General features: G+C 68.3%; 26 protein-coding genes and 2 tRNA genes. 21 read left to right on the plus strand and 7 right to left on the minus strand.

The genetic code is table 11. The annotated features are described in order from the left end of the window. Nucleotides 1-405 precede the first annotated feature (405 nt). The 4 genes from ASD84_RS16550 to ASD84_RS16560 all read left to right on the plus strand — a co-directional run bounded on the left by ASD84_RS16550 (nucleotide 406) and on the right by ASD84_RS16560 (nucleotide 2,619). Nucleotides 406-603 (plus strand): hypothetical protein, encoded by a 198-nt coding sequence (locus ASD84_RS16550; RefSeq protein WP_056712863.1) that lies wholly within the window; start codon nucleotides 406-408, stop codon nucleotides 601-603. Between the two features lie 376 nt (nucleotides 604-979). Continuing rightward, nucleotides 980-1,267, plus strand: a complete 288-nt coding sequence (locus ASD84_RS16555) for a hypothetical protein (protein ID WP_056712869.1) — start codon at nucleotides 980-982, stop codon at nucleotides 1,265-1,267. Between the two features lie 279 nt (nucleotides 1,268-1,546). After that, the gene (locus ASD84_RS25175) at nucleotides 1,547-1,693 is read left to right on the plus strand and encodes a hypothetical protein (RefSeq protein WP_156392047.1); all 147 of its coding nucleotides are present in this window, start codon (nucleotides 1,547-1,549) and stop codon (nucleotides 1,691-1,693) included. 14 nt (nucleotides 1,694-1,707) lie between these two features. Further along, a complete protein-coding gene (locus ASD84_RS16560; protein ID WP_082573849.1) occupies nucleotides 1,708-2,619 on the plus strand; it encodes an SGNH/GDSL hydrolase family protein in 912 nt (303 codons plus the stop codon). Nucleotides 2,620-2,832: 213 nt separating this feature from the next. On the opposite strand, the gene ASD84_RS16565 is transcribed toward ASD84_RS16560, so the two are convergent. Next, a tRNA-Arg gene (locus ASD84_RS16565) sits at nucleotides 2,833-2,908 on the minus strand. Nucleotides 2,909-3,119: 211 nt separating this feature from the next. Here ASD84_RS16565 and ASD84_RS16570 point away from each other — a divergent pair. Then, complete coding sequence (locus ASD84_RS16570; protein WP_056712874.1) at nucleotides 3,120-4,445, plus strand: LCP family protein; 1,326 nt, start codon at nucleotides 3,120-3,122, stop codon at nucleotides 4,443-4,445. 16 nt (nucleotides 4,446-4,461) lie between these two features. Next, nucleotides 4,462-4,641 (plus strand): hypothetical protein, encoded by a 180-nt coding sequence (locus ASD84_RS16575; RefSeq protein ID WP_056712876.1) that lies wholly within the window; start codon nucleotides 4,462-4,464, stop codon nucleotides 4,639-4,641. A gap of 45 nt (nucleotides 4,642-4,686) precedes the next feature. On the opposite strand, the gene ASD84_RS16580 is transcribed toward ASD84_RS16575, so the two are convergent. Genes ASD84_RS16580 through ASD84_RS16590 form a run of 3 tightly spaced genes read right to left on the minus strand, consistent with a single transcriptional unit; the run spans nucleotide 4,687 to nucleotide 6,090 of the window. After that, on the minus strand, nucleotides 4,687-5,028 hold the full coding sequence (locus ASD84_RS16580) for an MscL family protein (protein ID WP_056712878.1): 342 nt from the start codon (nucleotides 5,026-5,028) through the stop codon (nucleotides 4,687-4,689). A gap of 53 nt (nucleotides 5,029-5,081) precedes the next feature. Then, on the minus strand, nucleotides 5,082-5,711 hold the full coding sequence (locus ASD84_RS16585; protein ID WP_056712881.1) for an SAF domain-containing protein: 630 nt from the start codon (nucleotides 5,709-5,711) through the stop codon (nucleotides 5,082-5,084). Nucleotides 5,712-5,763: 52 nt separating this feature from the next. Continuing rightward, nucleotides 5,764-6,090, minus strand: a complete 327-nt coding sequence (locus tag ASD84_RS16590; RefSeq protein WP_056712882.1) for an FmdB family zinc ribbon protein — start codon at nucleotides 6,088-6,090, stop codon at nucleotides 5,764-5,766. A 73-nt stretch (nucleotides 6,091-6,163) separates the two neighbouring features. Here ASD84_RS16590 and ASD84_RS16595 point away from each other — a divergent pair, with 73 nt between their 5' ends. Next, nucleotides 6,164-8,809 (plus strand): penicillin acylase family protein, encoded by a 2,646-nt coding sequence (locus ASD84_RS16595; protein ID WP_235531150.1) that lies wholly within the window; start codon nucleotides 6,164-6,166, stop codon nucleotides 8,807-8,809. A gap of 60 nt (nucleotides 8,810-8,869) precedes the next feature. Here the strand turns inward: ASD84_RS16595 and ASD84_RS16600 are convergent, their stop codons facing one another. Then, nucleotides 8,870-9,463 carry a 5-formyltetrahydrofolate cyclo-ligase gene (locus ASD84_RS16600; RefSeq protein WP_056712884.1) on the minus strand — a complete coding sequence of 198 codons (594 nt, stop codon included), beginning with the start codon at nucleotides 9,461-9,463 and terminating at the stop codon, nucleotides 8,870-8,872. A 28-nt stretch (nucleotides 9,464-9,491) separates the two neighbouring features. Here ASD84_RS16600 and ASD84_RS16605 point away from each other — a divergent pair, with 28 nt between their 5' ends. The 13 genes from ASD84_RS16605 (at nucleotide 9,492) to ASD84_RS16670 (ending at nucleotide 19,059) form a co-directional block, all read left to right on the plus strand. After that, on the plus strand, nucleotides 9,492-10,883 hold the full coding sequence (locus ASD84_RS16605; RefSeq protein ID WP_056712886.1) for a UTP--glucose-1-phosphate uridylyltransferase: 1,392 nt from the start codon (nucleotides 9,492-9,494) through the stop codon (nucleotides 10,881-10,883). Then, nucleotides 10,876-12,096, plus strand: coding sequence for a gephyrin-like molybdotransferase Glp (gene glp, locus ASD84_RS16610; protein ID WP_056712888.1), 1,221 nt, complete (start codon nucleotides 10,876-10,878; stop codon nucleotides 12,094-12,096). The genes ASD84_RS16605 and glp overlap by 8 nt, the downstream gene beginning before the upstream one ends. After that, nucleotides 12,086-12,571, plus strand: a complete 486-nt coding sequence (moaC, locus tag ASD84_RS16615) for a cyclic pyranopterin monophosphate synthase MoaC (RefSeq protein ID WP_056712890.1) — start codon at nucleotides 12,086-12,088, stop codon at nucleotides 12,569-12,571. The genes glp and moaC overlap by 11 nt, the downstream gene beginning before the upstream one ends. Continuing rightward, nucleotides 12,568-13,050 carry a molybdenum cofactor biosynthesis protein B gene (locus ASD84_RS16620; RefSeq protein WP_056712892.1) on the plus strand — a complete coding sequence of 161 codons (483 nt, stop codon included), beginning with the start codon at nucleotides 12,568-12,570 and terminating at the stop codon, nucleotides 13,048-13,050. The genes moaC and ASD84_RS16620 overlap by 4 nt, the downstream gene beginning before the upstream one ends. A gap of 5 nt (nucleotides 13,051-13,055) precedes the next feature. Next, on the plus strand, nucleotides 13,056-13,709 hold the full coding sequence (locus ASD84_RS16625) for a GNAT family protein (protein ID WP_321164048.1): 654 nt from the start codon (nucleotides 13,056-13,058) through the stop codon (nucleotides 13,707-13,709). Between the two features lie 95 nt (nucleotides 13,710-13,804). Beyond that, nucleotides 13,805-14,695, plus strand: a complete 891-nt coding sequence (locus tag ASD84_RS16630; protein WP_056712893.1) for a hypothetical protein — start codon at nucleotides 13,805-13,807, stop codon at nucleotides 14,693-14,695. Between the two features lie 36 nt (nucleotides 14,696-14,731). After that, nucleotides 14,732-15,049: a hypothetical protein gene (locus ASD84_RS16635; protein WP_056712895.1), complete on the plus strand. Its 318-nt coding sequence runs from the start codon at nucleotides 14,732-14,734 to the stop codon at nucleotides 15,047-15,049. A gap of 62 nt (nucleotides 15,050-15,111) precedes the next feature. Then, nucleotides 15,112-15,187, plus strand: a tRNA-Ala gene (locus ASD84_RS16640). A gap of 160 nt (nucleotides 15,188-15,347) precedes the next feature. Then, on the plus strand, nucleotides 15,348-15,590 hold the full coding sequence (locus ASD84_RS16645; protein ID WP_056712897.1) for a helix-turn-helix transcriptional regulator: 243 nt from the start codon (nucleotides 15,348-15,350) through the stop codon (nucleotides 15,588-15,590). Next, nucleotides 15,587-16,864 (plus strand): tyrosine recombinase XerC, encoded by a 1,278-nt coding sequence (xerC, locus tag ASD84_RS16650; protein ID WP_056712899.1) that lies wholly within the window; start codon nucleotides 15,587-15,589, stop codon nucleotides 16,862-16,864. The genes ASD84_RS16645 and xerC overlap by 4 nt, the downstream gene beginning before the upstream one ends. A gap of 382 nt (nucleotides 16,865-17,246) precedes the next feature. Continuing rightward, nucleotides 17,247-17,717 (plus strand): nucleotidyltransferase domain-containing protein, encoded by a 471-nt coding sequence (locus ASD84_RS24810; RefSeq protein WP_082573693.1) that lies wholly within the window; start codon nucleotides 17,247-17,249, stop codon nucleotides 17,715-17,717. Beyond that, on the plus strand, nucleotides 17,717-18,082 hold the full coding sequence (locus ASD84_RS16660; RefSeq protein ID WP_056712901.1) for a DUF86 domain-containing protein: 366 nt from the start codon (nucleotides 17,717-17,719) through the stop codon (nucleotides 18,080-18,082). The genes ASD84_RS24810 and ASD84_RS16660 overlap by 1 nt, the downstream gene beginning before the upstream one ends. 581 nt (nucleotides 18,083-18,663) lie before the next feature. Next, nucleotides 18,664-19,059 carry a hypothetical protein gene (locus ASD84_RS16670; protein WP_156392049.1) on the plus strand — a complete coding sequence of 132 codons (396 nt, stop codon included), beginning with the start codon at nucleotides 18,664-18,666 and terminating at the stop codon, nucleotides 19,057-19,059. Between the two features lie 104 nt (nucleotides 19,060-19,163). On the opposite strand, the gene ASD84_RS16675 is transcribed toward ASD84_RS16670, so the two are convergent. Then, a complete protein-coding gene (locus tag ASD84_RS16675) occupies nucleotides 19,164-19,436 on the minus strand; it encodes a cytochrome C oxidase subunit IV family protein (RefSeq protein ID WP_056712907.1) in 273 nt (90 codons plus the stop codon). Nucleotides 19,437-19,438: 2 nt separating this feature from the next. Further along, nucleotides 19,439-20,035 carry a cytochrome c oxidase subunit 3 gene (locus ASD84_RS16680; protein ID WP_056712909.1) on the minus strand — a complete coding sequence of 199 codons (597 nt, stop codon included), beginning with the start codon at nucleotides 20,033-20,035 and terminating at the stop codon, nucleotides 19,439-19,441. A 174-nt stretch (nucleotides 20,036-20,209) separates the two neighbouring features. Here ASD84_RS16680 and ASD84_RS16685 point away from each other — a divergent pair, with 174 nt between their 5' ends. Next, nucleotides 20,210-20,893 (plus strand): hypothetical protein, encoded by a 684-nt coding sequence (locus ASD84_RS16685; RefSeq protein ID WP_056712911.1) that lies wholly within the window; start codon nucleotides 20,210-20,212, stop codon nucleotides 20,891-20,893. The last annotated feature ends 62 nt before the right edge of the window (nucleotides 20,894-20,955 follow it).

Raw genomic sequence — 20,955 nt, forward strand, 5'->3', positions numbered from 1 at the left:
GACCACCACCGGATCCGACACCAGTCCGGTGTCGGGGGTGACCAACTCCTCGTCGAGGCCGCGGTCGTTCAGGCGGGCGAGCTGCTCGATACCTCAGCCACCCTGGCCCCTGGCCGATTGGTCGCCGTTCTCGCCTGGGACCCGGCGTCGGCATGGTTCGCGGTGAGAGGACGAGCGGCTCTACCGCAATGCGGCTGACGAACTGCTCTTCGGAGACAACGGGACCGACTACCTGAGCAGGGGACTGGCGTAGCCCATGAGGCGCTGGTGGAGCGGGGACAGGCCGCTGCGTCGACTTCCTCATGCGGAGGACGGACGGTGCGAGAACTGACCAGCCCAACGGGTCGCGCAACGGGCGCTACCTAGGTTCACGATTGCCGGAACCTTGACACGAGGAGTCCTCCCATGACGATCCCGAAGGAGCAGGCCCTGCTCGCCCAGGGCGTGCTCGGCTGCCTCGCCCTCGCACGGCGCGGCCTCGCGCTCGGGGCATTGTCCGCGGTATCCGCTGTGCCGGTCTTTGGGCCGGTGGGCATCCTCTGCCGGCGCCGGCGGCGCCGTTCTGTGTCTGCGACCCCGATGCCGTCAAGTCGCTGGGGTTGAGCGTGCAGGGCTGATTGGCCGAGGGCTGTACGCAGGTTCAGGCCAAGACGCCACAGCGGCCTGGTCGCGTCCTGCAGATCCTGGACGAGGTCTTCGCCAACCCCGCCTCGAACCGTCCTGACCTCGACCCCAGAACCTAGTGCGCGACGAGGGCAACGGGTGACGCGCGGCGGACCCTTGGCAAAGAATGTAACCGAATGGTTGCATCGGAGTAACCGTTCGGTTGACCTCGTGCCGAGGCACAACGTTTGTCGACTCATGATCCCGAATCCCGCGATTCGACTCAGGCCTTTCTCTGGACTTCTAGGCCCGCCTGACTCAAGCAATGGGCCTGCCGGGCGGGCCCCCTTCTTCTCGCACACCTAAAGGAACGACCATGTCCACCGACGTCTCGAAGTCGCTCACCCGCATGTCACCGAACCGCACCAACCTCCTCCGGCGCGCCGAGGACCGAACCGCCGTCGGTGGCCGGGCGAGTCGATGGCGCCGATTGATGTCCCCGTGGTCAACCGCCCGCACGGACAAGCCCAACCAAAGCTACGACCGCTACGGCTGGCTGCAGATCGACCTCCTCGCGCTGGATCGCGGTGTCCAAGAAAGCAAGCGAGGGCCCTCGGATTCCTGCCGCCCCGCCGGCGTCGCCTCGCTTGAAGGGCGAAAGTAAAGAATGTAACCATACGGTTGCACGGTTTGTAACCGTATGGTTAAGATGGGTGCAGAGCACAAGGTCTTCGATTCAGATGATCCCGTCCCGCAGGCGCGACTCGGACAGGCGCCAACGGGAGTTCATAGGCTCGCCGAGCCCAGCAATGGGACGGCTAGGGCCCTTCTTCTCGCACGCCCGAGGCAATGCCATGTCCACGAAAACTTCGCAGCACCAGAGCCGTCCGCGCGACGATCGGCGTCCGCTCGCCTTCCATGACGCGTCCCTCGCGAGCGCATCATGATCTGGCACACCGCAGCCGTTCCGGCCGCAGGCCTGCCAGCACTGCTCGCCAACATCTCGGGTACGGGCGGGGTAGTTACCCACTGCCGCCCCGAGGCGAACGGTGTGCTCGTGACCTGGACGACCTCCTCGTCGTGGCACTGAGGGACGTGGACGACATGACCGACACCTCGAAGCCTTCGGGTGCAACACCGTGCGATCGCGCCAACCGGATCCGAGAGGCCGACTACATCCGCTTCACCGCGCTCGGAGACTCCGCCACGTTCGGACTGGGTGACCCGGTCGACCGGGGTTGGCGCGGCTGGGCCCGCCTCCTCGCCGACGCGATCTCCACGGCAAACGACGTTTCGTTCTGCAACCTGGCTATGCCCGGGGCGACCGTGCGGGAGGTTCGGAACATCCAGCTGCCGCGTGCTCTCGACCACCACGCGGCGATCGTCTCGCTGGTGGTCGGACTCAATGACGTGATGCGCTCGACCTGGGACCCCGCCCGGTTCCGTGAGGACCTGCTCCACTGCGCGGGGCGGTTGGCTGAGTCTGGCGCCCTGATCATGACCGTCCGATTCCACGACCACGGCAAGGTGCTCGGCCTACCGCGATGGCTGTCACACCGCATGACCGCCCGTATCAAAGTGCTCAACGAGATCTACGACGAGGTGCACGAGCGATACGGACTGCTGCGAGTCGATCTCGACGCCGACCGGGCAACCTACGCACGGGAGTTCTGGGCCGCCGACCGGATGCACCCGTCCGAGCGGGGGCACCGACAGATCGCGGCACGGGTGGCGACGCTCCTCAATGAGGAAGGTCTCGACTTCGACCCGCCCGTGACGGCGTGCGTCACACCCCGATCCACTCGAGCCCGCGACACACACGACCTCGTCACCAGCGCTGCCCCCTGGGTGGCCCGGCGACTCGTAGACCTGGGGCCGGCCGCGGTCCGGACCGCCTTGAAGAGAGCACGTCTCCGCGCGGCTGTGGTACGCGGCCAGGTGCCAACGGTTGCGCGGTCAGCCGAGCAGGACGACCGCCATCCTCGTGACCCAGTCAGCGTTCGCGTGACTAGCTGAGGTCGTTCCGGACGGGATTCAGAGCACGCCGCCAGCGGGCGAGATTTCACATAGGATTCCCATAGATCACCAGGCCGGTTGGCCGTTGGCAGCGGATTCCCGCACCTCAGACCGACCCGCCGCGACACGGTCCGACATCGACAGGCAGGGCGAGCACGATGACGAAAGCGCAGGTCGGGAGCCGATCCGGCTGGCTGACCTGCGCTTTCGCGTTGGTGCCCCAGGCAAGAGTCGAACTTGCGACCTTTCGCTTAGGAGGCGGCTGCTCTATCCACTGAGCTACTGGGGCTGGCGGTGGACCATCTTGTCAGGTCAGTGCCGTCCCGCGCGAAGCGGATTGGGTCCGTGGGGGCCGAGCGGGGAGAATGGGTGGATCCGCTGCCGGGCCTTGTCCCGGACCGTACGGTGGGCCAGGCGCGAGGGAGCGCCGTCGGTTGCTCTCGGAAGCGCCGGAACGAATCCGCAGTCCCGCCTGAGCGGGCCGCACGACCAGGTGATCGATGACGCAGGACCAACGCACCCGCACCATGCCGGGTGAGGCGACCCCGCCCGGCAGTCGTGCCCGCCGGGTGGCCACGTCACGCGCCGAGCGTCCCAAGGCCGCTCGTGGAGCCCGCGGTGGCGGTCGTCGCAAGGCGCCGCAGCCCGGCAAGACGGTGTTCAAGGTGATCCTGAGCAGCCTGTTGGCGCTCGGGCTCGCGTCCGGTGTCGGCGTCGTGCTGCTCTACAACAACTGGAACGGCAACCTCGACCGCGAGAACCTCGCTGCGCAGCTGGGCACCGACCGCCCCAAGGAGGTGGTCAAGGGTCCGCTCAACATCCTGGTGATGGGTGACGACACCCGCTCCGGCGACAACAACATCGATGGCGAGTCCGGCGGCGGCTCCGACACCACGATCCTGTTCCACCTCTCGGCCGACCGGAAGTTCGCCTACGGCATCTCGATCCCGCGCGACACCCTCGTCGACCGCCCCGAGTGCTACAAGAAGGACGGCAGCGTCATCCCCGCCCAGCCCGTCGCCCAGTGGAACGCCGCGTACGCCGTCGGCGGCCCGGCGTGCACGATCCGGCAGGTCGAGCAGGTCAGCGGCGTGCGCATCAGCAACTACATCGTCGTCGACTTCAGCGGCTTCAAGGACATGGTCAACGCCCTGGGTGGTGTCGAGGTGTGCATCCCCGAGGACATCAACGACGAGGAGCACGGCATCAAGCTGAAGGCCGGCACCCGCGAGATCAAGGGGCAGCAGGCGCTCAGCTACGTCCGGGTCCGCCATGTCGGTGACGGCACCGACCCGCAACGGATCAAGCGGCAGCAGGCGTTCATGGCCTCGATGATCGGCAAGGCGGTCGGTGCGGACACCCTCGCCCAGCCGGTGAAGCTGACGAAGTTCATCAACGCCACGACCAGCTCGTTGAAGACCGACTTCAAGAACATCGCCGAGCTCGCCGACATCGCCGCGTCGTTCAACGGCATCGGCCTGGACAACATCTCGTTCGTCACGACCCCGTGGGTCTACTCCACGGCGCAGCCGGGCCGGGTCGAGTGGACCCCCGAGGTCAACAAGCTGTGGCGCCTGGCCCGCAACGACAAGCGCCTGACCAAGAGCTTCCTGGGTGACTCGATCAGTGCCGGCGAGAACACCGACGGATCGTCGTCGTCCTCGGGCAGCACCGGCAGCACCGGGAGCACCGGGAGCACCGGGACAGCCGACCCCGGCGACGGCGCCAGCTCGCCGACCGGGGCAGCGACCGACCCCAGTGGCGGGGCCACCGCGGACCCGCAGGGCATGACCGACGACGCCCGCGCCCGCGCGGGCCTGTGCTGACCGGGCGGGATCGCTGATGGCGGACCGGTCCGAGCCCGAGTGGAAGCGCAAGCAGCGCCTCGCCGAGATCTTCGGCGACGTCCTGCCGACCGTCACCTCGGACGAGAAGGACCCGCCGACGCCCGAGAAGGACGGCGGCGACACCCCCTCCGAGCGCTGGCTGAAATCACAGGTGCCGCCTCACCACGGTGGGTGAAGCGGCACGTGTGTCGCGCGGGTGCTGCGGGGCCGAAGCCTCCGGTCAGCGAGTGGCGAGCGAGTCGCGGATCTGCGTGAGCAGCACGACCTCGGGCGCCTCGGCCTCGGGAGCGTCCGGGAAGAACTTCTCCTTGGCCTTCGTGTAGGGCGTCACGATCAGGAAGTAGACGACCGCGGCCAGGATCACGAACGCGATCACGGCGTTGAGGAAGGCGCCGAACGAGTTCGCAGTGTTGGTGAAGACGTCGTCCATCGACTTCGGCATCTTGTTGGTGAGCCAGGCGACGAAGGTCGTGACGACCCTGCCGAAGGCCGCGGCGATGATGAAGGCGACGGCGATGTCGACGAGGTTGCCCTGGAGCAGGAACTTTCTGAAGCCGGTCATGTTTTCTCCTCTTGTCCCGAGATGATGATGAGGGTGCTTGATCAGGCAGCAACCTATCTGCGACGCCACGTATAAGTCACGTACGCCGCCACCGACGCTCCGGTGACCTCCGGCACGTCCAGTTGACCCACGGCCACCACGATCAGGTGCCCGGGCAATGCCCCGTCGCCCGCGATCTCGGCGTCCGGGACCGCCAGGACGGTCACGTCCCGCGCCAGTCCGGCGGTCGTCCCGGCCTGGGGGTCGGTGGCCAGCAGGTCGATCCGGTCACCCACCGTGAGCAGCGCCGCCTGACCCGCGTCGGACAGCCGGATCGGCAGCACCGTCGTACCGGGACGCTGCGCCTGAGCGAGGCCTTCACCCACCAGGCGTACGTCGGTGACGGGCTCGCCCTCACGCAACGGGGCAGCCAGGAGCCGACCAGCCGGTGACCCCACCGCCCCCTCCGGTACGACGCCAGGAGCCACCCGTCGCTCGACGAGGTCGTCGGTCCGGAGGAGTCGCCCGGCGGGCAGGTCGCGTGCGGCGACGAGCATCGTGGTGGATGCCGGTGGTGGGGGCGCGAGGGTACGCAGCGAGGCGGCGACTGCCACCGCGACCAGCAGAACCGCGATCAGGCGGCGTCTGCGGAGCACCCGGCGTCGTACCTCGGCGAGGGTGTTCGTGAAGTCCCGAAGATCCATGGCAGCGACGGTAGGTCGCTTCGGTCCGGCGCGCGGACCTCTTCCACAGGGGTCAGGCGGGGGAGGCGGCGGCGCCGGTGCTGGAGCTGCTGCTCGAGCTCGCGGCGGCTGCGGGCTTCGAGGAACCCGAGTCCGAGGAGGACGAGGACGAGGCAGCAGGGCTGCTCTCGGACGACGCGGCCGGGGAGGTCGCGGTCGTGGAGGAGCGGCTGTCGGTCTTGTAGAAACCGGAGCCCTTGAACACCACGCCCACGGAGTTGAACACCTTGCGGAGCTTGCCCTCGCACGCGGGGCAGACCGTCAGCGCGTCGTCGCTGAAGCTCTGGACCTGCTCGAACGCGTGGCTGCACTCGGTGCAGAGGTACTGGTAGGTCGGCATCGGTGTGTTCTCCGGGTTGGCACTCTCGACTTTCGAGTGCCAATGCTACGTCACGACCCCCACAGACGGCACAATGACGCCCACCATGGTGGGAGCAGAGAACGTCGAGCAGCACTCCAGCCCGGAGACCGGGTTCCGCAGGTGGCCGCGTTCGGTGCGCTGGCTGACCGTGATCGCGGTGCTGTGCACGGTCGCGCTGGTGGCGAGCCTGACCACGTCGTGGGTCGTCGTCCGCAAGCCCTGGCCGCAGACCACCGGCGAGCTGGAGATCAGCGGTCTCGACGGCGAGGTGCAGGTCATCCGTGACGAGGCCGGCATTCCCCAGATCTACGCCGACTCGATGCCGGACCTGATGCTCGCGCAGGGGTTCGTGCACGCCCAGGACCGCTTCTTCGAGATGGACGTACGACGCCACGCGACCGCCGGCCGGCTCTCGGAGCTGTTCGGGGAGGCCGGGATCGAGAGCGACCTGGTGGTGCGGACGCTCGGCTGGCGCGACGTCGCCACGAAGGAGCTGACGCTGCTGCGACCGGCGACCCGCAGCGCGCTCGACTCGTACGCCGAGGGCGTCAACGCCTACCTCGCGAGCCGCTCACCGTCGGAGATGTCGCTCGAGTACTCCCTGCTCGGCCTCACCGGTCTCGACTACAACCCGCCGAAGTGGACCGCCGTCGACTCCATCGCCTGGCTCAAGGCGATGGCGTGGGACCTGCGCGGCAACATGGAGGAGGAGATCGGGCGGGCGCTCACCGCCGCGGCGGTGGGCGACGAGCGGATGGCCGACCTCTATCCCACCTACCCCTACGGCCAGCACGCCCCGATCGTCCAGCAGGGCGGACTGCTCGGCGACGAGTTCGACCAGGACGTCATCGGCGACGGGCACCGCCTGCTGCGACGTCCCCCTCCCGGTGGTCGCGACGCGCTGACGGCCCTGGCCGAGGTGCGCGGAGTCCTCGCCGCCGTACCGCCGCTGCTCGGTCAGGGCGACGGCATCGGCAGCAACGGCTGGGTCGTCGACGGCAACCACACCAGCACCGGCGAGCCGATCCTCGCCAACGACCCGCACCTGGGGATCTCGCTCCCCGGGGTGTGGTCGCAGGTCGGGCTGCACTGCCGCACGGTCTCGACCGAGTGCCCGCTCGACGTGGCCGGCTTCAGCTTCTCCGGCGTGCCCGGCGTCGTCATCGGCCACAACGCCGACATCGCCTGGGGCTTCACCAACCTCAGCCCGGACGTCACCGACCTCTACGTCGAGCGGATCAAGGGCGACACCTGGGAGTCCGACGGCCAGGAGCTGCCGCTCGTCGTACGCAACGAGGTGATCAAGGTCCGCGACGGCGAGTCCATCGACCTCGCGGTGCGCTCGACCGGGCACGGCCCGCTGCTGTCCGACCTGGCCCGGCTCGACGACGAGCTGGACGCCGTCGACCTGACCGAGGACGGGCTCGTCGACCAGCTCACCGACATCGCCGGTTCGGCCGAGTACGGCGTCTCGCTCGCCTGGACCGCGCTGGAGCCGCGGCCCACCGCCGATGCGCTCTTCGCGCTCAACACCGCCAGCGACTGGAAGTCCTTCCGTGCGGCGCTCAGCGACTTCGCCGTGCCCGGCCAGAACGTCGTGTACGCCGACACCGAGGGCCACATCGGCTACCAGGCCACAGGTCTCGTCCCGATCCGCAAGCCCGGCAACGACGGCCGGATGCCGGCCGCCGGCTGGAAGAGCGACACCGCGTGGACCGGTGAGTTCGTGCCGTACGACGCCCTTCCGAACGTTCTCGATCCCGACTCGGGGATCATCACCACGGCGAACCAGGCGGTCATCGACCCCGAGCGGTACGCGCCGTACCTCACCGCCGACTGGGACCTCGGCTACCGCTCGTCGCGGATCAACGAGCTCCTCGAGGCCGACGACGAGCTGAGCGTGCGCAGCATGGGCGCCATCCAGCTCGACGACTGGAGCGCGATCGGTGAGGTGCTGACGCCGTACCTGCTGGGGTTGGAGATGCCGCGTGGCTACTACTCCGACGGCCAGCGACTGCTGCGCTCGTGGAACTACCGGCAGGGACCTGAGAGCGGCGCGGCCGCGTACTTCAACGTCGTCTGGCGCCAGGTGCTGGAGCGGACCTTCGGCGACGAGCTGCCCGACGCGCTCGACGCGGACGGCAGCGATCGCTGGTTCGCCGTCGTCGCCTCGATCCTGCCGAAGGCGTCATCGAGCTGGTGGGACGACGTGGAGACCGAGGGCGTCCGCGAGGGCCGCGACGACATCCTGCTCGCCTCGATGAAGGCCGCTCGTGACGAGCTCACCGCGCGCGAGTCACCCAACGCCGAGGAGTGGACGTGGGGCGCGCTGCACAAGCTCGAGCTCCGCTCGGCCACCCTGGGGGAGTCGGGAGTCGGCGTGGTCGAGCGGCTGTTCAACCGCGGCGGCTGGGAGGTCGGCGGCGGTGGTTCGCTCGTCAACGCGACCGGCTGGGACGCGACGGAGGGATACGACGTCGTGACCGCCCCGTCGATGCGGATGGTCGTGCCGATGGACGACCTGGACGCGGCCCGCTGGATCAACCTGACCGGTGTTTCCGGCCACGCCTTCCACCCGCACTACACGGATCAGACCGACCGCTGGGCCCGCGGCGAGACCCTGCCGTGGGTGTTCTCCGAGGGTGCGGTCGAGAAGGCCGGCGAGGACGTGCTGACCCTGCTGCCCGCCGGTGGTTGAGGTTCCCGGTGGTTGAGGTGCGAGGAGCGCCAGCGACGAGCCTCGAAACCTCCGGGCCGCTCAGAACCTGATCAGCCCGCCCGGCGTCGCGGCGGCCGTGACCGGTCGGTCGTGCGGCTCGGCGGGCACGTCGGGGAGCACCTCGTCGTCGTACAACAGGACACAGGTGGGGGTGCCGACCGGCACGCGGCCGAGGGCACGGTCGTAGGAGCCGCCGCCGCGGCCCAGCCGGATCCCGCTGCGCGACACGGCGACGCCCGGCACCAGCACGACGTCGGCGGTGGCGATCGCCTCGACGCCGAGCGGCGTGCCCACGGGCTCGAGCAGTCCGCGGCGAGCGGGGGCCAGGGACGTGGGGCCGTGATACACGGCCCAGTCCAGGTCGTTGTCGGGGAGCAGCACCGGGAGGATCACGCGCTTCCCCGCCTCGATCAGCCGGTCGAGCAGGTTGGTCGTGCCCGGTTCGGTGCCGAGGGAGACGTAGGCCGCGACGGTCGCGGCCCGTCGTACCTCCTCTGAAGCCAGTACGACGTCCGCGATCGCCCGTGCGGCTTCGCCCACCTGGGTCAGGGGCCGGCGCCGCCGAGCAGTCAGGACCTGGTCCCGGAGGGCAATCTTTCGTGCTGCTTCTGGGCGCAGTTGTGGACCGGTCACCGGACAAGCCTACGATCGAGTCATGGGTATGACTGGCCGTAGCGACGGGCTCGAGAAGGCGCGGGCAAAGATGCTGGCCGCGGGCGTGGACCCGGTCGCCGTCGACACCTTCGCGCACTACTACCGATTGCTGGAGCACGGCGAGACCGGGATGATCCCCGAGTCGACGATCGACCCCGTCGACATCGAGAGCCTTGCCGACGCGGACGTGCCTGCGGACGTCGCGGCCGACGCGATCGGCAAGACGGTCGCGATCAAGCTCAACGGCGGCCTCGGTACGTCGATGGGCATGGAACGGGCGAAGTCGCTGCTGTGCGTGCGGCGTGGCCTGTCGTTCCTCGACATCATGGCCCGGCAGGCGTTGCACCTCCGCAAGGAGTACGACGCCCGGCTGCCCCTGATCCTGATGAACTCCTTCCGCACCTCGGCCGACACGCTGCACGCGCTCGGGCGCTACGACGACCTGGCCGTCGACGGGCTGCCCATCGAGTTCCTGCAGAACAAGGAGCCCAAGTTGCTCGCGTCCGACCTGACGCCGGTCAGCTGGCCCAAGGAGCCCGACCTGGAGTGGTGTCCGCCGGGCCACGGCGACGTCTACACCGCGCTGCGCGGCACCGGTCTGCTCGACCAGCTCATCGAGCACGGCTACCGCTACGTGTTCGTCTCCAACTCCGACAACCTCGGCGCGGTCCCGGACCCGAAGGTGGCCGGCTGGTTCGCCGCGTCGGGTGCACCGTTCGCGATCGAGGCGGTTCGTCGTACCCCCTCCGACCGCAAGGGTGGCCACTTCGCCCGCCGCAAGACCGACGGCCGGATCGTGCTGCGGGAGACCGCGCAGACGGCGAAGGAGGACCTCGAGGCCCTCGCCGACCTGAACCGGCACCAGTTCTGCTCCACCAACAACCTGTGGTTCGACCTGCACGCGATGAAGGCCAAGCTCGACGAGCGCGAGGGCATCCTCGGCCTGCCGCTGATCCGCAACGACAAGACCGTCGACCCGGCGGACCCCGACAGCCCGGCCGTCGTGCAGATCGAGACCGCGATGGGTGCGGCCATCGAGGTGTTCGACGGTGCTCGGTTGATCGAGGTGGGCCGCGACCGGTTCATCCCGGTCAAGACCACCAACGACCTGCTCGTGCTGCGCTCCGACGTCTACGAGATCGGTGCCGACTTCGGGCTCACCCAGATCGCCACCGAGGTGCCGTTCGTCGAGCTCGACGCGGACCACTACAAGCTCGTCGCCGAGTTCGACCAGCGCTTCCCCGAGGGCGCGCCGTCGCTCGCGAAGGCGTCGTCCCTCACGGTCGACGGCGACTGGACCTTCGGGCACGGTGTGCAGGTCGTCGGCTCGGTCGAGCTGTCCGGCAAGGGTGCGCAACGCGTCCCCGCCGGCGAGGTCTTGACCGGGTCGGATGACTGACCCCTCGGCTGTCCTGACCACCGTCGAGGAGCATCGCGCGCGGATCCTCGCCACGGTCGCTCCGCTGACGCGCTTCGACCTGGTGCCGCTGGCCGATGCCGTCGGTCGCGTCCTGGCAGCAGACGTCACCGCCCTGGCGTCGGTCCCACCGTTCGACCACTCGGCGATGGACGGCTTCGCGGTCCGTGCCGCCGATGTCGCGTCGGCATCCGAGGAGACACCCGTCGACCTGCCGGTGGCCGGTGTGATCGCCGCGGGTGACGCGGTCCTGCCGCTGCCCGAGGGCGCGGCCATCCGGATCATGACCGGCGCACCGGTTCCTCCGGGTGCTGACGTGGTGATCCCGTTCGAGTGGACCAGCGGTGTCGACCCGGTGCGGATCCTGCGTACGGCCGCAGCCGGTCGCCACGTCCGCAACGAGGGCGAGGACGTCGCTGTCGGCGAGATCGCGCTGCGTGCGGACACCCGCCTCGGTCCCACCCAGATCGGCCTGCTCACCTCGGTCGGTGTCGGCGAGGTGCCTGTCCACCCGCGGCCCCGGCTGGCCGTCATCTCCACCGGCGCCGAGCTCGTCGACGGCCAGATCCCCGACAGCAACACGGCCACCCTCGCGTCGGCCGGTCACGCCGTCGGGGCCGACGCCACCGCCTTCGGTCCGGCGCTCGACGACCCCGTTGTCTTTCGCGAGCTGCTGCAGAAGGCGGCCGAGTCGTCCGACGTCGTCGTCACGACCGGCGGCGTCTCGGCGGGCGACCACGACGTCGTGAAGGCCGCCCTGCGCGACGTGGACGGCTTCTGGTTCGGCCCCGTCGCGATGAAGCCCGGCCGTCCGCAGGGCTTCGGCGTCGTCGTCTGTGCCGATGGAAGGCAGGTCCCGGTGGTCACCCTCCCCGGTACGCCGGTGGCCGCCTACGCCTCCTTCCTGCTGTACGTCGTCCCGGCGCTCCACGTCCTCGCCGGACGCGACGTCGCCCGCCGGACGGCCGCGCTGGCCGCGCCGGTCGAGGGCGCCGATCGCACGGTCCTGCTGCCCGGCCTGTTCGACCACCAGGGCCGGATCGCCCCCCTGCCCGGGCACGCCGGCCACTCGCAACGGTTGCTCGCCGTGGCCGATGCATTGCTCGTCGTACCGGCAACCGGGAAGGTGGTGCCCGAGGGCACGACCGTCGAGGTGTTGCCGCTCCACCCCGAGGAGGACCGAGATGGCCGATGAGGCAACCCAGCCGCGGCTGACGCACGTGGACTCCACCGGTGCTGCGCGGATGGTCGACGTGTCCGCGAAGGACGTCACCCACCGGGTCGCGAGCGCGTCCGGCCGGGTGCTGGTCTCGGCCGAGGTCGTCGGACTCCTGCGCGGCGAGGGCGTGCCGAAGGGCGATGCCCTTGCGGTCGCCCGGATCGCCGGCATCATGGGCGCCAAGCAGACGCCCGCGCTGATCCCGCTGTGCCACCCGCTCGCGATCTCCGGTGTCACCGTCGAGCTGTCCGTCGCCGACGACGCGGTCGAGATCCTGGCGACGGTGAAGACGACCGACCGGACCGGTGTCGAGATGGAGGCGCTCACCGCGGTCTCCGTGGCTGCGCTCACCGTCGTCGACATGGTCAAGGCCGTCGACAAGGCGGCGGTCATCACCGACATCCGGGTCGAGACGAAGTCGGGTGGCAAGTCGGGGGAGTACCGCCGATGAGCCAGGCCCTGCCCGCCACCGTCATCGTCGCGTCCAACCGCGCCGCTGCCGGTGTGTACGACGACACGACCGGCCCGCTGATCGTGGATGCCCTGCGGGGACTGGGGTTCGTCGTCGCCGACCCGGTCGTCTGCCCGGACGGGGAACCTGTCGCCCTGGCCATCGCCGCGGCCGTCGATGCGGGCGCCCGCGTGGTGCTCACGACCGGTGGCACCGGCCTGACGCCGACCGACCGCACCCCCGAGGCGACCCGGCCGCTGCTCGACCGCGAGGTCCCCGGCCTGGCCGAGGCGATCCGCGCTGCCGGCGTCGCGAAGGGCGTGCCGACGGCCGCTCTGTCGCGTGGTCTCGCCGGTGTGGCTGGCCAGGCGCTCGTGGTCAACCTGCCGGGTTCGCGCGGCGGGGTGAAGGACGCGCTCGCCGTACTCGAGCCCGTGCTGGTGCACGCCGTCGAGCAGATCCTCGGGAGCGACCATTGAGCGAGGTGCGGCGCGAGGGTGCGTACCGCGAGCGGACGACGGTGGCCATGCCCGGGCGGGCGTGGCCCAACGAGCTGACCTCGGGCACTGACCCGGTCGTCCGGTTGCGCCCGATCCGGCGCAGTGACGCCAAGCCGTGGCGCGCGGCCCGGCGTCGCAATGCCGTGTGGTTGGGGCCCTGGGACGCGACCGCACCTCCTGGTGCCGATGCCCGGCCGTTGACGTTCCGCGGCCTGACCAAGCGACTGGCCCGCGCGGCGCGGAAGGGGACGACGTACCCCTTCGTGGTGGAGGTGGACGGAAGGTTCGCCGGTCAGGTCAGCGTCAACAACATCGTGCGCGGCTCGGCGCAGTTCGCGTCGGTCGGCTACTGGATCGACCAGGACTTCGCCGGCAAGGGCGTGATCCCGCGCGCGGTCGCGATGGTGATCGACCACTGCTTCTTCGTCGCAGGCCTCCACCGGATCGAGATCTGCATCCGCCCGGAGAACACGAATTCCCTGCGGGTGGTGGAGAAGCTCGGCATCCGGCAGGTCGGGTACGCGCCGTTCTTCCTCCACATCGACGGCGAGTGGCGCGACCACCGGATCTTCGCGGTGACCCGCGAGGAGGCGCCGCGAGGTGTGCTGGTGCGGCTCGAGGAAAACCCTGATGCGTGACCGGTTCGGTCAAATCACATGCGTCACACGAATCAATCTGTGACACACCGATCGACATGCGCCCCAGTTTGAGATAACGCTCCTAACCTCTCGTTGTGGACCTGAGCGCACTGATCTTCGTCGCACTGGCGGTGGCGTGGGCCGTCTACCTCGTTCCGAAGGCGCTCAAGCAGCACGAGGAGGACGCCGACAGTCGATCTGTCGAAGGCTTCTCCGACCGCCTGCGAGTGCTGGCCCGTCGTGACGCGGTGTCGGCCACCGAAGCCGCTCTCGTGCCTGCCGGACGCACGTCGTACGACGCCTACGAGCCGGCTGCGGACGCCGTGCCCGAGGCCGAGCTGCCGGAGGACGTCCCCGCGACGGCCGCACCTGCGCCACGTGCCCGCCCGACCGAGCACAGCCCGGTCCAGCGCCGGCTCCGCCAAGCGGCCGCCCGTCGCGCCGCCGAGCGTCGTCGCCGGGTCTTCAACATCCTGCTCCTCGCGATCATCGTCACCGTCGCCCTGTCGATCGGCGGCGTCATCGGCGCCACCTGGATCCTGGGCCCGCTCGTGCTGATGGGCGCCTGGCTGGTCGCGTGCCGTCTCATGGTCAAGCGCGAGCGCGCTGCCCGTGCCGCGACCTCGGTCCGCAAGCGCCGCCGTACGCTCGCCGACGAGGTGATCGCCGCCGAGGACGCCGACGATGCAGACGACCTCGACGACGAGAGCGACAACACCCAGGACATCCCGGTCGTCACCGCCGCGCTGGCCGACGAGCCGGTTGCAGTGGATCCCGATGCCTGGACCCCGGTCCCGGTCCCGCTGCCGACGTACGTCGACAAGGCGCCCGCGGGGCGCACCGTCCGCACCATCGACCTCGACTCCACCGGCGTGTGGAGCTCGGGCCGCAACGAGGCCGACTCGCAGCTGGCCCGTGAGGCCGACGCCCAGCGCACGAAGGCTGAGCCGGACGCTGAGCAGCAGCGCCGCGCCTCCGGTTCCTGACCGGCTGGGACTCGCGGCTGCGGGTACTCCCGCTCCATGAGCGAAGAGAGCGCAGCAGACCGCCAGGCCACCCAGCAGGCGCGCGAGCAGGAGAAGAAGTACGCCGACTCCGCGACCGCGGTCTCGCCCGACACCCAGTTCGCCGACCCCGGCGACATCGTTGACGACGTCCCGCAGATCGACCAGGCCGACCTCGCCTCCCGCGGTCAGTCCACCGTCTTCGAGGACCCGCCGAAGCCGCGGCCGAGCTCGAACGTGGACCAGGGCCCGAGCGGCGACGAGAACCCCCGGCCGCCCGGTCGCGCCGACGAGGACCGCAATCCCGACCAGTCCGTGGGCTCCGACGAGGACTAGCGCCAGGAGGGGGATCCGGATTCGGACTCGTCGAGCGTCGGTGCTACCGTTTCCCCTCGCTTGGGGCTGTGGCGCAGTTGGTAGCGCGTCTCGTTCGCAATGAGAAGGTCAGGGGTTCGAATCCCCTCAGCTCCACCAAGTTTTCGCAGGTCAGCGGCAGGGTTCCGGAACCTCAGTTTGAGGAGAAAGAACCCTGTCTCGGCATTTACTCGGCACTTCACCGAATCACGCCTCCGTCCCTGGCGGTTCTTCGACTGCGTTGTCCCGTGTCTCGGGGTGTCTCGCGCACCTGTCGGTCATGGACATCAACGACACCCGCCCGGAGACCCTCGAGCCTGTTCTGACGCTGTCGGAGCTCGCTGACCGCCTGCATGTCAGCGTGCAGACCCTGTACGACCTGCGCAGCCACGGCCGCGGACCCCGCGGCTTCCGGGTCGGTCGTGAGTTGCGCTTCCGTGCCAGCGAGATCGAGGCCTGGCTCGCGCGCATGGAGGCGGACGACGCCGCGCGTCATCCGGCAGTGCATCGGGACACGGCATGACTGGCGGTCGCCCGCGTACGGCGATCGGCACCTACGGCGACATCCATGTCCGGGCCCGTGGCTCACGCTTCGTAGCGCAGGCGCGGTACCGCGACGTCGACGGCCGACTGCGAAAGGTGGAGGCCACTGCCGCTTCGCCGGCCCTCGCCCGGAGCCAGGTCAAGGAACGGCTGCTGAAGCGGTCGGGCTACGGCAGTGGGGGACAGCTCAGCGTGGCGAGCCCGTTCACGGACCTGGTCGCGCTCTGGCTGGCCGACCTCGAGCAGCGCGAACTGGCCGAGGGCACCAAGGAGAGCTACCGCGACCTGGTGCGGCTGCAGGTGCTGCCGGCGTTCGAGCACTTCACGCTCGGGGAGATCACCACCGGACGTGTCGAGTGGTTCCTGAAGTCACAGGCGCAGCACTCCCACTCGCGGGCCATGCATTCCCGCACGATGCTGAACCTGCTCTTCGGCTACGCGCTTCGCAACGACGCGATCGCCCGCAACCCCGTCGAAGGAACGTCGCAGCTCCGTAAGCCGAGGAACATCCCGCAGGCGCTGACACCGGGCCAGATCGCCGCGATCCGGAAGGCCGCGGCCGAGTGGCGCACAGAGGACGGTCTGCCCGGGCCGAAGAGCGACGGCCAGGTCCGCGACCTCATCGAGGTCCTGCTCGGAACAGGGATGCGGCCAGGGGAGGCGCTGGCGATCCGCCCCTGCGACGTCACCGACGGCCCGTCCGGGATGGTCGTCCGGGTGACCGGAACGGTCGTCCAGCGCAAGGCGACCGGCCTGATCCGGCAGTCCAATCCGAAGAGCGCGAGCTCGGTCCGCGCCATCCCGGTTCCGAGGTTCGCCGCCGTCGTCCTTCGCCGTCGTCTGGCCGCCATCGGAGCGGAGGACGACGAGCGAACGATCTTCGCAAACCGGAACGGTGGACCGCTGAACCCGTACAACGTGCGCCGTACGTTCCGCGAGATGGTCGAGCTCGCCGGGCTGGGCGACACCGGGGTCAGCCTGCGCTGGTTCCGGCGTACGGCCGCCACGGTCATTGCTCGCAGCATGGGTTCCGATGCTGCTGCCGCGTTCCTCGGACACACGTCGACGGCGATCACCGAGGGCCACTACATCGAACCGGACCCGACCACTGACCACTCACCGGCAGCCCACCTGGAACACGCGCTGGGACTGGCCGCGCCCGACCACACGGTCCTCTCCCGGCCTGCGACCTTCGGTGAGCAACTTCAACTCGAAGCGCTCATCGTGGCCGAGGAAGCCGATGCGACCGGTTGACTTCGCGCTCGTTCTTGCTGGTTGTTGCCGAACGTCTCGAGTTGTCTCGGGTTGGCTCGACAGCGAGGAATTGGGCGCTTGACAGACTCCGATCTCCGGCGCACGGTGGAGATGTGTCCACGTGGGTCCGTGTTCTCGCCTCGGCTGGTCTGCCTGCCCGAAGCGGCGGAGAAGCCGGTGCCGGACACTGTCCGGCACCGTGATCGAGGCCCTCACCTCCGGCTGTGCGCCGGTGCACAGCCGGGAACGCAGCGGTAATCCGGTGCCGCATCTGGCGCGGCACCGGGAAAGGGGCACCGTGCGGACGCGGCGGTGCCGCTGACGGTGAGGCGGGCAAATTTCGCGTGGTCGAAATAGGGTCATCTCCTGATAAGGTTGCCTTATGACCTTGTTGGCAGAGTACCGCGGAGCGCAGCGTGACGAGGACGTCGCGCGCCTGCGCCGCGTCCTGGCGCTGCGCGCACTGGCCACGGACATGTCGCAACGGCAGATCGCCGAGGCCCTCGGGATCAGTCAGCCGGCGGTCAGTCAGCAGCTCAAGTTCACGCGCCATCTGGGCGAGGTCCACCCCGAGGTCCTGCTCGACGCGGCCGCACCGATCCTCCGCTCCATTGCGGAGGAGCACGGATACTCGCGGTTGGCGGTCTTCGGCTCGGTCGCTCGCCGACGGGCCCGCGACGACTCTGACATCGACCTGGTCGTGGAGGCACCTGCCGGAATCTCCTCGTTCGACTTCATCCGGTTCCGACAGCTCCTGGAGCAGGTGCTCGGGCGTCAGATCGACCTGGTCGAATACGGCGGCCTGAAGCCCGGTCTCGACGACGACATCCGCCGCGAAGCGGTCCTGCTGTGATGGACCGCAAGGCCGCCAAGGAACTCGCCCACATCGCGGCATGGTTCGAACGCGTCGCTGAGATTGTCGAGCGAGGACGGGACGCCTACCTGACCGATGTGCTGCTGCAGGAGGCCGGCGACTCGCTCATGATGAAGCTCGGCGAGGCCGCGAACCGCCTGTCCAGACTGGGCATCCTGGCGCCCGACGGCGTGGAATGGGCACTCGCCGTGGCGAACCGGAACTTCATCATTCATCAGTACGACGAGATCAACCGGTCGATCACCTGGCAGACGCTGGCCGCAGACCTCGGCGTGTGGCGCGAGTCGCTCACGCCGCTGATCGACGACGCGCGCGGAGCCCTGGCAGCCGAGGAACAGACCTAGGCCGGCCGCCCGTCCAGTTCGCGTGCGATGTCGAGCATGGTGTGGATGAGTTCGATCTGGCGGGTGTCGAGACCGTAGTCGTCTAGGTCCTCAACGGCCGAGTACGCCCGACCTCGTCGAGGTAGGTCAGTGCACGTCTGTAGGCCAGGGCGGCGTCGACGGAGGTTGTTCGAGCCGCTAGAACCGCGATGTAGGCGCGCGCCTCCGCATGAGCGATCGCGAATGCCAGGTGCATGAGCGTTTCCTTTCGGAACGGGAAGCTCATGCTCTGGCGGAAAGTCCGGGGTTCAGCGCCGCACTGATTCGCCTGTGGATGAGATCGCCAGGATCCGGTGCTGTGCGCCACGGCCGCCCGCGTTGAGCATCGGCCCACCACTACGCCTGCCCGTCCTCTGCTCCCGTCAATCCGCGTCCCTTGCCCACTCTCAGGTACCTCGCCCACGCCAATCCTGCACGTCCCAGCTCCGCCCCTCGCTAACCCCAAATTCTTTTCGTCACACGGTGTGCAGATCGAGGTGTATCTCGCCGAGCGACGCTCGCGGTGACCCGAGGCGATGGCTCGGTCGGCGCACCTGTTCGACATGGACAAGCCCGCCGACACCTGTGCCCTGTGCGGCAACCCGCTGCCGCCGAAGAAGGGCAGGGGGCGTCCCCGCGTCTATTGCAGCGAACACTGTCGCCAACTGGCGTACAGCGAGCGGCTTGCCGAGAGGTTCGAAAACCAGGTCGATGAACCGCCGACGGCGGTGCCGGGCAGCGTCCTCGACCGGTGGATCACCGAGGGCAACAGGTTCGACGAGATCGTCCAGGACCCCTACTTGCTCGGTCGATTCATGGATGACCTTATGTGCCGGATCGCTGTCGACCACGTCCTTGAAGACCAGCGCTATCAGCATGCGGTCAACCAGTTGATCGTTAACTTCTTCATGATCGGCCGCATGTCCGGAGGCACGTACCAGTTGCCCATAGTCATTTAGACGATTGCAGAGCCGTTACGGAACGTGGGAGAACCTGGAGAGTGCGGCTTTCCCTGCCGCCTTCGATGCCGCCGGACCGAACACTGTGCAACGCACAGCAGCGGCTATAGGCGATACAAGACGAGCATCGTGACCAGCAGGCCGGCGCAGTAAAAATTGAAGGCCGATCGCAGCATCCACGGAGCGTCTCGCAACTCCATGAAGTGGTAGCCCACCAGATGGAGCTTGATCGCCGCGACAACGAGGATCAGCGTGGTCGCAAGCGAATGACTGACGCCGGGGACACCGAAGTCGTTGCCCAACAGCCAGGACGCGACGGTCGCACCAATCAGGAAGAGCCATATGACGGTCGGCGTCGACCTAAGGAATGAAGGCATCGCTACCTCACCAAGAAGATCAGCGGAAAGATGACGATCCACAGCAGGTCGATCGTGTGCCACAGACAGGCTCCGCCCTCGAAGAAGGCCTCAGGGATCTCCTCGTCGTCAGGGCGGCGGAGGAGATAGGCAAGGCCTCCCAGTGCCAGCAGCCCGAGCACGAGGTGGGCGAGATGGAGGCCTGTCAGTGCGAAGTAGTACGTGAAGAACATGTTGGTGCTGGGGACATTTCCCGACGCGATCTGGTCGTGGTATTCGAACACTTTGATCACGATGAACACGCCGCCGAGGGCCATGGATCCCACGAGGAGAAGCACGCCGCGGCGACGCTGCTGAGTGCGCATGCAGGTGGAGGCCCACACCACGAGAAGCGAACTCGTCAGGAGCACCAGCGTGTTGAGGGCGCCGAGGTTGGCGTTGAGCTCGGACTGAGAGCTAGCGAAGAGCTCAGGGTCTTGGCTTCGAGCGTGCAGGTACAACCCGAAGAGGACCGCAAACACAGTCATGTCGCCAAAGAGCAGAAGCCAGAGCCCGGCTTCGCCGGGGATGTGGTTTCGCCGCCGCACAGCTGTTGGTTCCTTGTCGATGACGGCTAGCACGGTCGTGCCCGGTTGGCCTTCAACAGCTCACGCCGGTGGCGGTGTAGTACGCGCCGACCTCTTCGCATGTTGTTCCTCCGTCACTCGCCTGTCGGGTGCCGCTGGTGGACCCAACTGAAAGTCGATATGATATCGCAACATCTAGTTAGGAGCCTCATGTCAACGCGAAGTCAGATGGTCCTGCTGTGGTGGGGCATCGCATTCACTGCGTTGTACGCGGTGTCTCTCGGCCTGCTGATCGACGTGGTGCCGCCACCGCCGCCGACATGGTCGCCCGCAAGGGTCGCGGAGTTCTATCAACAGCACAGCGACCGAGTCCTGTTCGGCGCAGTCATCGCATCATTCTCGGGTGCGTTCATGCTGCCGATCTCAGTAGTTGCGGCAGTGCAGTCCGCACGCCAAGAACCAGGTCGACCCGTGTGGTCGATCTTCATGTTCGCCGGCGGAACGTTCACCTCGGTCTTCTTGGTGCTGCCCCCGGTGTTCTTCGGCGTCGCTGCGTATCGGCCCGACCGGTCGGCAGAGATCACCGCCACACTGCACGACATTGCGCTCCTGTCGTTGTTCACAACCGTCCAGTACTTCATCTTCTTTGGTGTCACGGTCGCGATCAGCTGTTTGCGCAAGCACGAAGTCAAGGGCTCGCCGTTCCCGCGGACCTACGGGTACTTCACTATCTGGTGCACGTTGATGTTCGAGGTCGGGGGCGTGGCGTTCCTCTTCAAGACCGGACCCTTTGCCTGGAACGGGCTCTTCATCTTCTGGATCCCGTTCTTCTTCTTCTTCATCTGGCTAGCGACCCTTTGCGTGCTGCTGCACAGGGCTATCGCCGCTCAACAGCGGATTGCAACCGCTTGATCGGCTGGCCTTCCCGCATCAATGGCCCGGACAGATGACTCTCATCCGTCCGGGCCATTTGC

The organism is Nocardioides sp. Root682 (genome assembly GCF_001427795.1).
Taxonomy (GTDB): domain Bacteria; phylum Actinomycetota; class Actinomycetes; order Propionibacteriales; family Nocardioidaceae; genus Nocardioides.